Below are 13,418 nucleotides of genomic sequence, written 5' to 3'. Positions count from 1 at the left end.
CCTTTGCTCACCACATCCGACACAAATCGGGAATCCTCTCCGTGCCCATGACCGCCAAGATCGAGGCCGAGGCCGGCGCCCCCGCCGGCAAGGCCTGGAAGTGCCTGCTCTGCACCTATGTCTACGACGAGGCGACCGGGTCGCCGGCCCATGGCATTCCGCCCGGCACCCGCCTCGAAGACCTGGATGACGACTGGTCCTGCCCCGATTGCGGGGCGGGTCGCGAGGATTTCGAACCGCTCGACGCCTGAGGCGCACCGGTTCGCGATCCCGCTGCCGCCGGCCGGGGTGCTGCGTACCCCCGCACGCAGCCCCCGGCCGGCCTTTCCGTTTCCCCCCGGGAGCAGGACGATGACCTGGACATTCGACATCGCCATCGCAGGCGCCGGCCATGCCGGGGCCCAGCTCGCCATCAGCCTCCGCCAGGGCGGTTTCGACGGCACGATCGGTCTGATCAGCGCTGAGCACGAAGCCCCTTACGACCGGCCGTCGCTGACCAAGGATTATCTGACCGGTGCCGCCCTTGCCGCCGATATCCGGCTGCGGCCCGACGGCTTCTGGGCGGAGCGCAACATCACCCGCGTGCCCGGCACCCGGATCACCGATCTGGACCCGGCCGCACACCGGCTGTTCACGGCCGATGGCCGCCGCATCGGCTATGGCCGGCTCGCCTGGGCGACCGGCGGTACCGCCCGTCGGCTGACCTGCCCGGGATCGGACCTGTCCGGCATTCACACCATCCGCAGCCTGGCCGATGCCGACCGGCTGCGTGCCGATCTCTCGGGCCGCCCGCGAGTGGTGGTGGTCGGCGCCGGCTATGTCGGCCTGGAAGCCGCCGCGGCGCTGGTCGGCCAGGGCCATCGGGTGACGGTGGTCGAAGCCGCCGACCGCGTTCTGGCCCGGGTGTCGGGCCGCAACATCGCCGCCGCCATCGAGGCGCGCCACCGGGATGCCGGTGTCGAGATCCGCACAGGTGTGGGCGTCGAGGCGCTGACCGGTGATGCCGCCGGCCGGGTCGCTGGCGTGGTCCTGTCGGATGGTGACTGTCTGCCGGCGGATCTGGTGATCGTCGGTATCGGCCTGGTGCCCGAGGTTTCGGCGCTCGCCGCCGCCGGCGCCACCACCGGGGCCGAAGCAGCGGGCGGCGTGGCGGTCGACGGCCTCTGCCGGACCGGCCTGCCCGATGTCTGGGCACTGGGTGACTGCGCGGCCCATGTCAACCGCTTCGCCGGCGGCCGCCGGGTGCGGCTCGAATGCGTGCAGAACGCGGTCGATCAGGCGCGCGTGGTGGCCGGCGCCATGCTCGGCGGCGACCAGCCCTACGATGCCGTGCCGCGCTTCTGGTCGTCGCAATACGACATCAAGCTGCAGACCATCGGCATCGCGCCGGGCCATGACACCGAAATCCTGCGCGGCCGGCCCGAGAGCGGCAGTTTCTCGGCCGTTTATCTCCGCGACGGCCGGGTGGTGGCGATCGACTGCGTCAATGCACCACTCGATTTCGCCCAGGGCCGCGGCCTGATCCAGGCCCAGGCGGACGCCCTGGCCCCGATCCTCGATCCGGCCGCGCTCGCCGACCCGGCGCGGCCGCTCAAGACGCTTCAGACCGGGACGGTGGCGGTTCCGGCCTGAAGCATCGGACGGCGCCCCCATTGGCTGCCCCCGTGGGGGCGCCGTTCGAGAGTCGTTTTTTAGCCCCTCGCCGGGCGGGCGCTGACGCGCCCTTGGCCGCCGCCTCAATGGCGGCTGGGGGCGCTCATCGGCACGTACCGATCACGTTTCGAGGGCCGATCACGTTTCGAGAGTCTTGCGGTACTCGGCGACGGGAAGGCCGCCGACGCCCCAATCCTCCATCTCGACCTCGTCGATGACGACGAAGGTTACCGCAGGGTTCTTGTCCAGCACGTCCGCCAGAAGGTTGGTCACGCCCCGGATGAGTTCAGCCTTCTGTGCCGGCGTCGCGCCCTCGCGCGTGATCTTTATGTTTACATACGGCATGTCTGCCACTCCTTATGACGGGCGTTCGATGATCTGGAAGACTTTGGCGATGATCCGCCACTCACCCTCGGTGCGCACCAGGGTCAGGAAATCGACGAAATCGCGCGGACCGATCGAGCAGCGGACCCGGACGACGGCGGTGTTTTCGCCGGCGAGATCGATGGCGTCGATATGGTCGCGCCGCGGCTCATTGCGCGAGGCCGGCGACTGCCGGGCGGCCACCACCGGTATGTATTCGACCATGGTGCGGTAGAGCAGCGGCGTCTCGTCGGCGGTTGCATAGATCGCCTTCGGGTGAAAGACGCGCTGAAGTTTGTCGACGTCGCAGAAATGGAGCGCGTCGAAATAGTCCTGGATGACGTCGCCGATGTCGTTCAGGGCGCGGGTCATTCTGCCGCCTCGCTGGTGATCAGTCCTTCCTGGCGCATGGCCTCGCGAACGGAGGACCGCGCTGCAATGCGTGCCCTGTAGGCTGCGACGGCCGGCCAGCGGGTGAGATCGAGCCCGATGAAACCCGACCAGTTCAGGACGACGAACAGATAGGCATCGGCCACGGTGAAGCGATCGCCGAGTATGTAGGTCCGGCCATCGCCGAGGCCGCGTTCCACGTCGGCGATGCGTCGCGCCAGGCGGTCTTCGACCTGTTCTCTTTCCGCCCCGGTCAGCGGCTGGCCCCTGAAATAGGGGCTGAAGGCCTTGTGCAGCTCGGACGAGGTAAAGTTCAGCCATTCCTGAAGGCGCGCACGCTCCAGACCGCCAGAGGCAGGTACCAGGCCCGCTTCGGGATGGGCGTCGGCAAGAAACTGAAGGATCGCCGGGTTTTCGGTGAGAACGACGCCGCCTTCCAGTTCAAGAGCCGGCACATAGCCCTTGGGATTGATGGCCCGATAGTCGTCCCCGGTTTCGGTATCGACGCGAATGGTCTCAAAGGCCAGGCCGATCTCGGTGAGCACGATCCGCGACGACAGCGAACACGCGCCGGGTTTGTAGTAGAGCCGCATGGAAACCTCCCAGGTTGCAGGCCCGATTGCAGGACCGACCCGACCCTATGGGGACAGGTTACCCTTGCCAAGCAGGTTTCTATTGGTTACTGAATATCCCGGTTTCCCCGCAGTAGCCTGGTCGTGCAGATGAGCCTGAAACTCCGCAAGAACCGAAGTACGCGCCCGCCGGTGACCTGCGCCCTGACTGAATGCATGGCGGTCATTGCCGGGGCCTGGGCACCGAACGTGATCTGGCACCTGCGGGCGGGCCCGCGGCGTTTCAATGAATTGCGCCTCGATATTCCGCCGATTTCGGCGAAAGTGCTGTCGCAGCGGCTTCGGGAACTGGAAGGCCGTGGCGTGATCAGGCGCACCATTCAGCCAACGACACCGCCTTCGGTGGAATACAGCCTGACGCCGCTCGGCACCGAACTGCTGCCGGCCCTGGATGCCATCGTCGAGGTCGGCCACAAGCTGAAGGCCCGGAACCGGATGGATGACCATCCGCAGGGATGAGGCCGGTCAGGCGAAACGCCGTGCGGCGGCGACGCAGCTGATCACCAGGATCATGACGACCAGAAGAGACCAGCCGATCGGCTCGCCGAGGATTGCCGCGGCCAGAGCCAGGCCCAGAAAGGGCTGAAGGAATTGCAGCTGCCCGACGCTGGCGATGCCGCCCTGGGCGAGGCCGCGATACCAGAAGATGAACCCGATCAGCATGCTGAACAGGCCGACATAAAACAGCGCCAGAACCGCCGGAGGGGCGACCGTCGTCGGATCTTCCGGCCAGGCGTAGAGTGCCAGAGGCAGCATCACCGGCAGCGTCATCAGAAGAGCCCAGCTGATGACCTGCCAGCCGCCGAGCCGCCGCGAGAGGCGGCCGCCTTCCGCATAGCCGAGCCCGCAGAGGACGATGGCCGCGAGCATCATGAGATCCCCCGGCAGCGTGCCGGCGACGCGCCCGGTCGATGCGGCGAAGGCCATGACCAGCAGGCTGGCGGCAAGCGAGAACAGCCAGAAGGGCGGACGTGGCCTCTCGCCCGCACGGATCACCGCGAAAAGCGCCGTCATCACCGGCAAGAGGGCGATATAGAGCAGGCCGCGCGCCGCGGTGATGTGCTCGAGCGCCAGGGCGGTCAGCAGCGGAAAGCCGATGACCACGCCGGCCGCGACCAGGACCAGACCGGGGATTTCCTCCCTCTGCGGCCGCGTCTGTTTCAGCAGGACAAGTGCGACGGCGCCCGCCATGGCGGCGATCGTGGCCCGCGCATAGGTCAGGAACAGCGGATCGAACCCCTGAAGCGCCAGGCGCGTGGCGGGCAGGGAGCCGCTGAAGATCACCACGCCGACCAGACCGTTGAGCCAGGCGGTTGGACGTGCCGGCATCATCCGGCGGCCGTGGCGGAACGCTGCGCCTCGTAGGCCTGCATATTCGCAAGGCTGAGGCGGAGCAGCGGCGCCGGCACGCCGGCTGTCCTGGCGCGTGCGAGCATGTCGCCGATCACGTGCTCGTGTTCTGTCCGGCCGTTGCGCGCCATGTCGCGGAACATCGACGCCGTGCCCGCCGAACCGCGCTCGGTCAGGGACGAAATCATCTGCGTCATGGCCTCTTCGCGCGGGCGGTGACCGCCGGCGGCTGCCGTCGCCAGGCACTCGTCCAGCATCTCGCGCATGATCGCCTCGCCGTCCTGCGCGGCCATGATGGCGCCGATCGGCGCACGCATCAGGGTCGTCATGCCGGCATAGGTGGCGAGGAAGGTGAACTTCTCCCACATCTCCTGCGTGATGGCGGGGCTCAGCACCGGCTCGAAGCCGCCGGGCCTTACCGCCGTGAACAGCCGCTCCGCCGCATCCGTCTGGTCTGGCATCCGGGGGCCGAAGACGAAGCGCTGCAGCGTGTTGAGATGCAGGATCTCGCCGGCCGGGTTCACCATCGCACCAATGTGGCATAGCCCGCCCAGCACGTGTTTCCGGCCGAAGCGGGCATCGAGCAGATCAAGTTGGCGGATACCGTTCAGAAGCGGCAGGATCAGGGTCGAGGGGCCGGTGGCCGGTGCCACCGCCTCCATCGCCTCGGTCAGGTCATAGGCCTTGCAGGCCAGCAGCACCGCATCGACCGGCTCCGTCGCCGCCGTCATCGTTTTGACGGGCATCCGGAGGTCGCCCAGAGGGCTTTTGATCACCAGCCCGTTCCGCGCCAGAACCTCCGCGCGCGACGGCCTGACCAGGAACTGAACGTCGACCCCGGACGAGGCCAGCCGGCCGCCGAAATAGCCGCCGATTCCGCCGGCTCCAAGGATGAGGATACGCATGCCGGAGTCTCCTGTGCCACCAACAACGATGCCTGTAGATCCCACCTGAGCGGGGCCTGCTCTAGCCTGAAATACTCTTCAGGTAATCGACGATATCCGCCCTGTCGGCTTCGGATGGTATTCCGGAGAACGGCATCCTGTTTCCCGGGATAAAGCCTTGAGGCGACTGAATGAATTTGCGAATCGTCTCGTCGGTCCAGACAATTCCGCTCTGGCTCATTGCCCGGCTGTACCGGAAATCAGCCAGGCTTCCGGCGGGTCGCCCGATGATGCCCTTCAGGCTCGGGGCCCGCCGGCTGCTGGCGGGGCCCGTCTCATGACAGGCGGCGCATGCGGCGAAGAGCGTCTGCCCCCGTTCCGGATCGGCCCTGGTGGGGGCAGTGGCGGCCAGAACCGACACCAGACCCAGGACGACCCTGCCGATCATCTTCATCCGAGCCGCCTCGGATCAGACAGATATGACAGAAGATCCCCGGCCAGTCTCAGGCCGAGCGCGCCCACGGGTCCGGTCGGGTTGTAGCCCGAATTCTGCGGGAACACGCTCGCCCCCGAGATGAACAGGTTCTCCACATCCCAGCTCTGAAGATGAGGCGAGACGACGGAAGAGGTGGGGTCTGCACCCATGATCGTGCCGCCGGTGTTGTGCGTCGACTGATACTGGCGGGTATCGTAGGGGCTCTTGCGGACGTTCGGCTTGCTGATGATCTTCGCACCGGCTGCGGCGGCAATCTCTTCCATCCTGCCATTGGCGAACCGGCACATCCGCGCATCGTTCTCGTCGAAATCGAAGGTGATCCGCAGAAGCGGCCGGCCCCATTGATCTTTGTAATCCGGGTCCAGATCCATGTAATTCCGGGCATTGGCGTAGTTGGAGCCGTGCAGCGAAATGCTCATGGACCGCAGATACCAGTCGGCATTCGCCTTCTTCCAAGCCGATCCCCAGCGGGGCGTGCCGGGCGGCAGGCGTCTCGTATCGATCGGGCGGCCGTTCGTCTGGGTTGCGGAGATGTATCCGCCGCCATGGAACCCCAGGCCGGTGTGATCGAAATTGTCGTTGTTGAAGTCGTCGATGACGAAACCCAGCGCCCCGGCCCCCATGAAGGGGTTTATGTATCTGTCCGGGAAGAACATGTTCAGGCCGGATGTCACCTGATAACAATAATTCTTCCCGACCGTACCGGTGCGGGTGGCCGGATCATAGGGCGTGCCGATCTTCGACAGAAGAAGCAGGCGGACATTGCTCAGCGTGTAGCTGCACAGAACGAAGAGCGCGCCGGGCTGGATGAATTCCTGTCCCGTCGCCACGTCGACATAGCTCACGCTCTCAAGGCGCATTCCGTCGGCGGTCGTGTTGAGACGAATGACCTCCGCACCGGCGCGCAGCTCAAAATTCGGGCGGGACCGGACGAGCGGGAAGAGCAGAGAGGCCGGCGTGGCCTTCGCGTTCGCTTCGCAGGTGAAGCGTTCGCAATGGCCGCAATACTGGCATTGCCCCAGCTGCATCCCGTCCGGGTTCCGGTATGGGCGGCTGGCATTGGCAGCCGGCAGCGGAAACGCCTCATAGCCCAGCTGCCCGGTCGCGTCCTTGAAGATCTGCGAGGCTTCCGACATCTCCAGCGGGGGAAGCGGATATTCCGTGGCGCGCCAGGGTTCGAAGGGATTGCCGCCCGCCTGCCTGACGCCCTTCAGATTGCCCGCCTTGCCGGCAATGCCGAAAAGCGCTTCGAATTCCTCGTAATAGGGCTGGAGATCGCGGTAGGTGAGCCCCCAATCCTGGATCGTCATCCCATCCGGAATGGATTTTGCGCCATAGCGCTCCGTCAGATGCTGTCTCAGGACATAATCGGACTCGGAAAAGCGCCAGGTCTGGCCGTTCCAGTGCTGCGCGGCCCCGCCCACGCCGAAGCCGGGCAGGAAGGACAGCACCTGCCGCATCGGCAGCGCCTCCTCGTCCGGGCTGTGGCGCAGGGTGTAGGTCTCGACGTTTTCGCGGCGGGTCATGCCGCGATAGGTCGACCAGCGCAACTCGTCCCGCTGATGCGGCAGCTCTCCGACCGCCGACCCCGACCAGTCCGGGCCGCGTTCCAGGACGAGCACCTCTCGACCGGCCGGCACCAGCCTGCGGGCAACCAGACCCGCCGTCAGGCCGCCGCCGATCACCACGATCTCTTTCTCAGGCAGTCGCGTCGCCATTGCTGCCTCGCTGAAACCATTTCGGGGGTGGGCCCGGGCGCCTGAACGGCGCTCCCGGTCTCAGGAGAAATCCTGAATCGACATGGGCGTGTCCGATGCCGGATGCCGGCGGCCGCGCCATGTCACCATGTCGGTGGTGTAGGTGGCCGGCAGGCCAGGATAGCCGATCATCCGCCAGGCCTGCTTGTCGCGGTTTCCGCCATAGATCGGATCGGCGAAGGCGCCCCGAACGAAGAGCGGGTAGAACAGCTCGTTGAACCACGCCTTCAGATCGAAAGCGGCGGGCTCGGGCGGCGTCTCGGATATGTCGTGGAGAAGCGCCTCCAGTTGATCCGGCGTCAGGCGATCCGGGGGCGCGGCGTAGCGCCGGTCGGATATCTCCGCAAGATGACGCAACCCGGCCTTCAGGTAGGCTTCGGGGGTGCAGGCAAGCTGGTAGCCGTGTTCCGGTTTGCCCTGCCTGAACGGGCCGCTCAGATACAGGCGATCACCCTGGCCATAGGCGCCCGCCAGCTGGCGATCGATGAAGACGGCGATGCCCAAGGCAACACCATCCGGCGACAGATCGTCGGCCGGCCACATATGGGCGACCAGCGCTTCCACGATCGCGGCCTCTTCGATGCCGAGACTCTGATATCCGGCGACGGCGTCGGGCTGTGCAGCCTGTCCCGGCGCCGTTGCCGGGGGGCTGCCTTCTTCGGCGCCGGCCTGCCGGACAAGGATGGCGTCCGGCGCTGCTGCAACCACACCCACGCCCACACCAAGCGCGCCGGCGCCGGTCAGCAATGATCTCCGGCTGAGGCCTTGCGGTTCATCTGGCAACATCGCCCACCTCCAATCCCTCAATGGTTGAACCGTATTAGAATAGTAGACATATGTCTACCGATTCGTCAGGTCGGGAGGGCCGGCGGAATTTTGGTAGAGTTGCGACACGGTTCCGGCATGCAGAGGCGCAGGCGGCGCAGCGGAGAGGCGATGGCACAGCAATCGGCTGAAGATATTGGTAAAAACCTCAGGGCAATCCGTCAGTTGCGCGGGCTGTCGATGTCGGCGCTCGCCGCGGCATCCTCGGTCAGCAAGGCGATGATTTCGAAGATCGAGCGTGGTGACGGCGGGGTTTCGGCCACGACGCTCGGCAAGCTTGCCGAAGCCCTCGAAGTCGGAATTTCAGACCTGCTGAGCAAAGACGACGTAAGCAGCATCATATATCTGCCCGCCGATGCGCAGCCTGTCCTTCACGACAGCGCACGTGGCTTCGTCCGCCGTGCTCTTTCGCCCATTTTTCCAGGGCGTGGGGTTGACGTCGTCCATAATGAACTCGGGCCCGGCGGGCGCACGGGCCCCTTTTCGCCGCATAAGAAAGGCATTCACGAATACATCTTCGTTCTGGCGGGCCAATTGAGCGTCCACCTGAACGACCGGAAGATCACTATGAAAACAGGCGATAGTCTTTTCTTCGATGCCGATTGCACCCATGAAATGGTCAACGACACGACGGAAGCGGTTTCCTGGCTTCTCGTGATCGATGGCACGAAATACGTCAAGTCGATCACCTGACCGGCCAAAGATGCCGCGTCGGCACCGGACGCGGGAACAGGTCCCGATCAGCTGAAATCGCCTGACCGGGACCTGAGCCGCTGCGCTGCGTTCAGGCGGCGCGACTGACCTCCGGCCGCTGATACCGGGTTGCGGCAGAGGCGAGCAGTGCTGCGATGATGGTTTCAGGGCTGGTCGACAGATAGGTCAGGCCGGCCGGGGCGAGGAACCGCGCCAGCCACTGGACGGAATGCCAGTCGGTGGTCAACTCGCCCGCAAGCCCCCAGATGAACTGCTGGTCCAGCTCCAGGGCAAGGCGGGTGGAGCGCTGCAGCGCTTCATGCATCGCCCGTCCCACCACCGACACCTGGACATGGGTGAACGGGCTGGATGCAAAAAAGCCCTGTTCGACATAGCCGGGGATCAGGTGGCGCGGCGCATCACTGCGATTCATGTTGAGGCAGGCGGTCGTGAAGTCGTTCGACCCGATCAGGCCGCCGACCATCCCCAGCTCGTGGCCGCGTTGCCTCAGGATGCTTTCCAGGCAGATGAAGGCGCCACCGGTCTCCAGCATGGTCGTCGCACCTTCGATCGGGGCGGCCTTCACGCTTCCGAAGATCGAAGACGCGACCTCTTCGAGCGTCACGATGAAGCGGGATGCCTCGTCGGGAAGCGTGAGCGTGGCGAGGAGGAACCGGACCTTCACCGCTGCGCCGTCGGCATTTGCGCGCGCCAGCGCACCCAGCACGGTCCGCAGCCACAGACGCGCCAGATCCGGGCGGATCGAGAACAGGCGGATGCCGCGGCATCCGTGATAGACCTCCCGCTCTCCGCTCAGCCGGCGAAAGGCGCTTTGCGTCTTGGCAGGATCGAGACCGTGCCGCGCCGCAAAATCCGCAATGTCGAAATTGTCGGGCAGGAACTTGCTGAACGGCATGCAAAGGGTTCTGACGACGCAGATCGCGCCCGGCCGGGCGGAGAAGATCGAGTAGTAGCGGTCCCCGTGCCGGCGCTCGTACTGGCGGACGATGCGATCGTAATGCTCTTTGGTCGTGCAGTCGTCGCCCAGGAACAGAATGCGCAGGATGTCGATATCCGACGGATCGATCCACATCCTTTCGTCACGCAACAGGCCGACCCCCAGTGCTGCCTCGTTGCAATCGATCGACAAGCCCGTCCCGTCGAAGGTCAGCGTCGAGGCGAGCAGCCGGGCCCGGACCACGCAGGCGGTTTTGTGAACGTTCACATAGACCCGCAAAGGCGACTGGGCATGACAGAAGCCGATGAGCGACTGGAAGCCTCTGAACTCATCCGACGCGACGATCTCCCGGATCTCTTCGCGATGGGCGGCAAAGAACGCCGTGTCGGAGAGGCGTTCCCAGGCAGAGGCCGGCCCGAATTCGGTCTCGGCCGCCAGATAGGCGTCGGTCAGCAGGTTGTAGAGGGTATCGATCCGGGACGGTGCGACCACACGTGCGCCCGCGAAGACCAGGCCCCGTGATCCCGACATCGCCACCATGTCGCCTTCATAGACCCGGGCTTCGCGACCGTCGATATCGACCGTCGAGATCCAGCGCTTTCTGGTTCTGACGATGCGGGAACCGCCGCTCTTCGTCTGGAAATGAAGGTCAACGGGCTCATCGCTTTCGTGATAGTCGATATTTGCGGCGATGATCGTCGACTTTCCCTCCGATACGGATTGCACCGGAGAGAATGTGGTCTTGCCCGGATGGTTGGTGAAAAAGCCCGCGGCGCCCTTGATCGCCGCGAAATCGTCGATGTCCCCTTCGGCGACCGAGTAGATGTAGTCGGGCGCGTCGGAACTGTCGCCGGCCCCGTCGGAGATCTGCTGTGCGGTGCTCCGGTGGAGCACCAGATAGCCCGAATGATCGCCATCATGGATGGCCTCGCCCGAGGCGAAGGGCGTGTACTCGTCGTCGGAAAAGCGCGGGAAGATGACGCCTTCAAGATCGGCGGCGCGGATGCCGGACAGGATGTCCTCCGGTCTCCGGGCACGGGTACTTATTCCGGTCAGTAATTCCTTGAAATCAAATTTGCTCAGCGTCGCCATGACGACCTCGATCAGCCTGTTGACAGATTTTGTACAGAGCAAGGTGCATGCCCGAGGTTCGCGCCATGTCTCCACGCACGGTTCTTAAACCCCTGCATAAAGCCCTTTTAGGTAGATAAACACACGCCTTATGATTGTACATAATAGTAGACAATAGTCTACGGAGAGATTTGGCGGGAGGGCAGCCGCACAGCCGATCCCAAGGGCGGCGCCCGGCCGGCCGCCACTGGTGATCGGCTGTGATTGCAAGGATTTGCCGCCTGCCCGGCAGGCACCGCAGGGCGTCGGGCCGCCCCTCTTATATCAGGACGGCCGGTGGCGATGATGGTGGCGGCGGGTGCGGCTTTCGCGGGCGAGGCGACTGGCGGCGCGGGCCTCGATGCGGCGGATCAGGGTTTCCAGATCCTCGCGGCTGATGTCGACCGCGGTGCCCATGTCCTCGACCGCACCGGCTATGTCTTCCGAGGTGAAACGCCGGGCGCCGACCGGCTGGCTGGCCGGCTGCGTGGCGCGAAGCGGCCAGTACTGGCCCGACAGGCGATGGAACAGGAAGCCGGTCGCCACCAGGATCAGCGCATTCAGCCCCAGCGGCACGAAGGCATAGGCAAAACCGGTTTCGGTGATCGTGGGGCCGCCCAGCACGGCCGACAGGGCGACCGCGCCGCCCGGCGGGTGCAGGCAGCGCAGCACCGACATCATGCCGATCGCAGCAGCGACCGCGAGCCCGGCGGCGAGTGTCGCATCTGGCACCAGTCGGGCGGTGGCGATGCCGACCAGGGCCGAGATCACCGTGCCGCCGACGATCGGCCAGGGCTGTGCCATCGGGCTGGACGGCAGCACGAAGAGCAGCACCGCCGAGGCGCCGGTCGGGGCGACCAGCACCGGCAGATGCCAGCCCGGCCCCAGGATCCAATGGGCGACCAGGCTGGTGACGGCAACCGCCGTCAGCGCGCCCATGGCGCCGATCGCCCGCGCGCGGACGGTGGCACCGGGCAGGATGGGGGTGAAGATCCGCGCGGCCAGGCGCCGGCGCGCCTTCAGGCGGCGCTTCAGGCCACGGCTGCGGCGGGATGACGACGACATGCGGGGGGATGTGGTCATCAGGCGACCCCGGCCAGCAGGGCGGCCAGCGTTTCGAAGCCGGCGCTGCGATAGTCGCGCCGCGCGACCAGCACCGTCTCTACCGGCCCCAGGCTCTGGATCCGCACGCCCTCGGGTGCCTTCAGCAGATCGAAGACCGAACGTGGCATCACGCCCGACGCGGTGCCGGCGGCCACGCAGGCCATGACCGCGTGATAGGAATTCAGCTGCTGCACCCGTATCGTCCGGCCCCGGGCGGCCGCCGGCCGGACCAGCAGGCTTTCGGCGATCCGGCGATAGGTGCAGCCGGGCTCCAGCACCGCGAGCGCGGCGGGCGGCCGGTCGTCGTCCGCACCGCCAGGCCCCACCACCAGCAGCTCTTCGGTCACGACCGCGCGTTCGCTCAGCTCCGGATGGGGCAGGGGATCGTCGGTCGCCAGCTGTACCGGCGGCCGGGCGACCAGCGCACAATCCAGCCGGTGGCCCAGCACATCGTCGACCAGCGTGTCGGTGGCGCCGGTTACCAGCTCGATCACGGCATCGGGCCGCACGGCCCGGAAGCGCGCCAGCGGCCCGGGCAGCCGGCTCGCCGCCGTGCTTTCCATGGTGCCGAGCCGCAGCCGTTCCGTCCCCGGCGCCAGCGCCGCGCGGGCCTCTGCCACCAGCGATTGCAGGCGATGGGCATAGTCCAGCAGCACCCGGCCTTCATGGGTGAGCGTCATGCGCCGGCCGTCGCGGCTGAACAACGCCACCCCCAGATCGGCTTCCAGCTGGCGCAGCCGCGTGGTGACGTTGGACTGCACCCGATCCAGCCGCCGGGCGGCGCCGGTGACGCTGCCCTCTTCGGCAACGGTGCGGAAGATGTCGAGGGAGACGAGATCCATAGCGGACGGGATCATCTTGTTTTGAGAACGTACCGGGGCATTACGTCTCAGAACGAGATGGGCCTGTCAAGACGGGTGGGCGCAGGGCTGGTATTAAGGCGGGACCTACAGAGGGGGCCCGTGGATCGATTGCCGTCCCGGTCAGACATAAACCCCATAATCGAGCCGAACGAGCAGGGTCTCTACCAGTGTTCGCCCGCGCCGGGTCCTGAGCAGATCGATCGGCCGGTGCCGGTCAAGTGCCGGGGACGGTGTCTGAAGCCAGCGTTCGGCCCCCTCGCGGCTGCCGAAGACCTCGGCCGCCCGGGCAAGGATCCGGCCCGAGTGCCGGATCCGGACATGCGCGGTTGGTTCCAATCGG

The 13,418-nt window shown here is 66.1% G+C and carries 16 protein-coding genes; 4 read left to right on the top strand and 12 right to left on the bottom strand.

Annotated elements, in window-relative coordinates:
• The first annotated feature begins 47 nt into the window (after positions 1 to 47).
• Both TMO_RS25180 and TMO_RS25175 read left to right on the top strand, forming a co-directional pair.
• Positions 48 to 251: a rubredoxin gene (locus tag TMO_RS25180; protein WP_051045621.1), complete on the top strand. Its 204-nt coding sequence runs from the start codon at positions 48 to 50 to the stop codon at positions 249 to 251.
• A 100-nt stretch (positions 252 to 351) separates the two neighbouring features.
• Positions 352 to 1,632 (top strand): NAD(P)/FAD-dependent oxidoreductase, encoded by a 1,281-nt coding sequence (locus TMO_RS25175; protein ID WP_014747876.1) that lies wholly within the window; start codon positions 352 to 354, stop codon positions 1,630 to 1,632.
• Positions 1,633 to 1,791: 159 nt separating this feature from the next.
• Here TMO_RS25175 and TMO_RS25170 read toward each other — a convergent pair whose 3' ends face one another.
• Genes TMO_RS25170 through TMO_RS25160 form a run of 3 tightly spaced genes read right to left on the bottom strand, consistent with a single transcriptional unit; the run spans position 1,792 to position 2,999 of the window.
• Complete coding sequence (locus TMO_RS25170) at positions 1,792 to 1,998, bottom strand: tautomerase family protein (protein ID WP_014747875.1); 207 nt, start codon at positions 1,996 to 1,998, stop codon at positions 1,792 to 1,794.
• 12 nt (positions 1,999 to 2,010) lie between these two features.
• A complete protein-coding gene (locus TMO_RS25165) occupies positions 2,011 to 2,388 on the bottom strand; it encodes a nuclear transport factor 2 family protein (RefSeq protein WP_014747874.1) in 378 nt (125 codons plus the stop codon).
• Positions 2,385 to 2,999, bottom strand: coding sequence for a glutathione S-transferase C-terminal domain-containing protein (locus TMO_RS25160; RefSeq protein ID WP_014747873.1), 615 nt, complete (start codon positions 2,997 to 2,999; stop codon positions 2,385 to 2,387). The genes TMO_RS25165 and TMO_RS25160 overlap by 4 nt, the downstream gene beginning before the upstream one ends.
• Before the next feature lie 129 nt (positions 3,000 to 3,128).
• On the opposite strand from TMO_RS25160, the gene TMO_RS25155 reads away from it, so the two are divergent.
• The gene (locus TMO_RS25155; protein WP_041607590.1) at positions 3,129 to 3,497 is read left to right on the top strand and encodes a winged helix-turn-helix transcriptional regulator; all 369 of its coding nucleotides are present in this window, start codon (positions 3,129 to 3,131) and stop codon (positions 3,495 to 3,497) included.
• 6 nt (positions 3,498 to 3,503) lie between these two features.
• Here the strand turns inward: TMO_RS25155 and TMO_RS25150 are convergent, their stop codons facing one another.
• The 5 genes from TMO_RS25150 to TMO_RS25130 form a co-directional block, all read right to left on the bottom strand.
• Positions 3,504 to 4,367, bottom strand: coding sequence for a DMT family transporter (locus TMO_RS25150; protein WP_041607783.1), 864 nt, complete (start codon positions 4,365 to 4,367; stop codon positions 3,504 to 3,506).
• Positions 4,367 to 5,293, bottom strand: coding sequence for a ketopantoate reductase family protein (locus TMO_RS25145; protein WP_014747870.1), 927 nt, complete (start codon positions 5,291 to 5,293; stop codon positions 4,367 to 4,369). The genes TMO_RS25150 and TMO_RS25145 overlap by 1 nt, the downstream gene beginning before the upstream one ends.
• Positions 5,294 to 5,354: 61 nt before the next feature.
• Positions 5,355 to 5,726: a c-type cytochrome gene (locus TMO_RS25140; RefSeq protein ID WP_014747869.1), complete on the bottom strand. Its 372-nt coding sequence runs from the start codon at positions 5,724 to 5,726 to the stop codon at positions 5,355 to 5,357.
• A complete protein-coding gene (locus TMO_RS25135) occupies positions 5,723 to 7,486 on the bottom strand; it encodes a GMC family oxidoreductase (RefSeq protein WP_014747868.1) in 1,764 nt (587 codons plus the stop codon). Before TMO_RS25135 ends, TMO_RS25140 begins: the two co-directional genes overlap by 4 nt.
• Before the next feature lie 60 nt (positions 7,487 to 7,546).
• Positions 7,547 to 8,311, bottom strand: coding sequence for a gluconate 2-dehydrogenase subunit 3 family protein (locus TMO_RS25130; RefSeq protein ID WP_014747867.1), 765 nt, complete (start codon positions 8,309 to 8,311; stop codon positions 7,547 to 7,549).
• Between the two features lie 150 nt (positions 8,312 to 8,461).
• Between TMO_RS25130 and TMO_RS25125 the strand changes: the two genes are divergently transcribed.
• Positions 8,462 to 9,043, top strand: a complete 582-nt coding sequence (locus TMO_RS25125) for a helix-turn-helix domain-containing protein (protein WP_014747866.1) — start codon at positions 8,462 to 8,464, stop codon at positions 9,041 to 9,043.
• A 91-nt stretch (positions 9,044 to 9,134) separates the two neighbouring features.
• Here the strand turns inward: TMO_RS25125 and TMO_RS25120 are convergent, their stop codons facing one another.
• The 4 genes from TMO_RS25120 to TMO_RS25105 all read right to left on the bottom strand — a co-directional run bounded on the left by TMO_RS25120 (position 9,135) and on the right by TMO_RS25105 (position 13,414).
• Positions 9,135 to 11,093 carry a putative PEP-binding protein gene (locus TMO_RS25120; RefSeq protein ID WP_014747865.1) on the bottom strand — a complete coding sequence of 653 codons (1,959 nt, stop codon included), beginning with the start codon at positions 11,091 to 11,093 and terminating at the stop codon, positions 9,135 to 9,137.
• Between the two features lie 303 nt (positions 11,094 to 11,396).
• Positions 11,397 to 12,194: an HPP family protein gene (locus tag TMO_RS25115; protein ID WP_145978426.1), complete on the bottom strand. Its 798-nt coding sequence runs from the start codon at positions 12,192 to 12,194 to the stop codon at positions 11,397 to 11,399.
• Positions 12,194 to 13,057 (bottom strand): LysR family transcriptional regulator, encoded by an 864-nt coding sequence (locus TMO_RS25110; RefSeq protein WP_014747863.1) that lies wholly within the window; start codon positions 13,055 to 13,057, stop codon positions 12,194 to 12,196. The genes TMO_RS25115 and TMO_RS25110 overlap by 1 nt, the downstream gene beginning before the upstream one ends.
• A gap of 141 nt (positions 13,058 to 13,198) precedes the next feature.
• Positions 13,199 to 13,414 (bottom strand): MbcA/ParS/Xre antitoxin family protein, encoded by a 216-nt coding sequence (locus TMO_RS25105; protein ID WP_014747862.1) that lies wholly within the window; start codon positions 13,412 to 13,414, stop codon positions 13,199 to 13,201.
• Between the last annotated feature and the right edge of the window lie 4 nt (positions 13,415 to 13,418).

This window comes from Tistrella mobilis KA081020-065, from assembly GCF_000264455.2.
GTDB lineage: Bacteria > Pseudomonadota > Alphaproteobacteria > Tistrellales > Tistrellaceae > Tistrella > Tistrella mobilis.
The sequence above is the reverse complement of the archived record's forward strand: the minus strand, read 5'-3'. Positions and strand labels throughout refer to the sequence as shown.

Excerpts from the sequence above, each read along its gene's own strand:
- TMO_RS25110 (WP_014747863.1), bottom strand. The coding sequence starts at position 13,057 with ATGGATCTCGTCTCCCTCGACATCTTCCGCACCGTTGCCGAAGAGGGC.
- TMO_RS25115 (WP_145978426.1), bottom strand. The coding sequence starts at position 12,194 with ATGACCACATCCCCCCGCATGTCGTCGTCATCCCGCCGCAGCCGTGGC.
- TMO_RS25130 (WP_014747867.1), bottom strand. The coding sequence starts at position 8,311 with ATGTTGCCAGATGAACCGCAAGGCCTCAGCCGGAGATCATTGCTGACC.
- TMO_RS25135 (WP_014747868.1), bottom strand. The coding sequence starts at position 7,486 with ATGGCGACGCGACTGCCTGAGAAAGAGATCGTGGTGATCGGCGGCGGC.
- TMO_RS25155 (WP_041607590.1), top strand. The coding sequence starts at position 3,129 with ATGAGCCTGAAACTCCGCAAGAACCGAAGTACGCGCCCGCCGGTGACC.
- TMO_RS25165 (WP_014747874.1), bottom strand. The coding sequence starts at position 2,388 with ATGACCCGCGCCCTGAACGACATCGGCGACGTCATCCAGGACTATTTC.
- TMO_RS25150 (WP_041607783.1), bottom strand. The coding sequence starts at position 4,367 with ATGCCGGCACGTCCAACCGCCTGGCTCAACGGTCTGGTCGGCGTGGTG.
- TMO_RS25170 (WP_014747875.1), bottom strand. The coding sequence starts at position 1,998 with ATGCCGTATGTAAACATAAAGATCACGCGCGAGGGCGCGACGCCGGCA.
- TMO_RS25145 (WP_014747870.1), bottom strand. The coding sequence starts at position 5,293 with ATGCGTATCCTCATCCTTGGAGCCGGCGGAATCGGCGGCTATTTCGGC.
- TMO_RS25175 (WP_014747876.1), top strand. The coding sequence starts at position 352 with ATGACCTGGACATTCGACATCGCCATCGCAGGCGCCGGCCATGCCGGG.
- TMO_RS25180 (WP_051045621.1), top strand. The coding sequence starts at position 48 with ATGACCGCCAAGATCGAGGCCGAGGCCGGCGCCCCCGCCGGCAAGGCC.
- TMO_RS25160 (WP_014747873.1), bottom strand. The coding sequence starts at position 2,999 with ATGCGGCTCTACTACAAACCCGGCGCGTGTTCGCTGTCGTCGCGGATC.
- TMO_RS25125 (WP_014747866.1), top strand. The coding sequence starts at position 8,462 with ATGGCACAGCAATCGGCTGAAGATATTGGTAAAAACCTCAGGGCAATC.
- TMO_RS25140 (WP_014747869.1), bottom strand. The coding sequence starts at position 5,726 with ATGAAGATGATCGGCAGGGTCGTCCTGGGTCTGGTGTCGGTTCTGGCC.
- TMO_RS25120 (WP_014747865.1), bottom strand. The coding sequence starts at position 11,093 with ATGGCGACGCTGAGCAAATTTGATTTCAAGGAATTACTGACCGGAATA.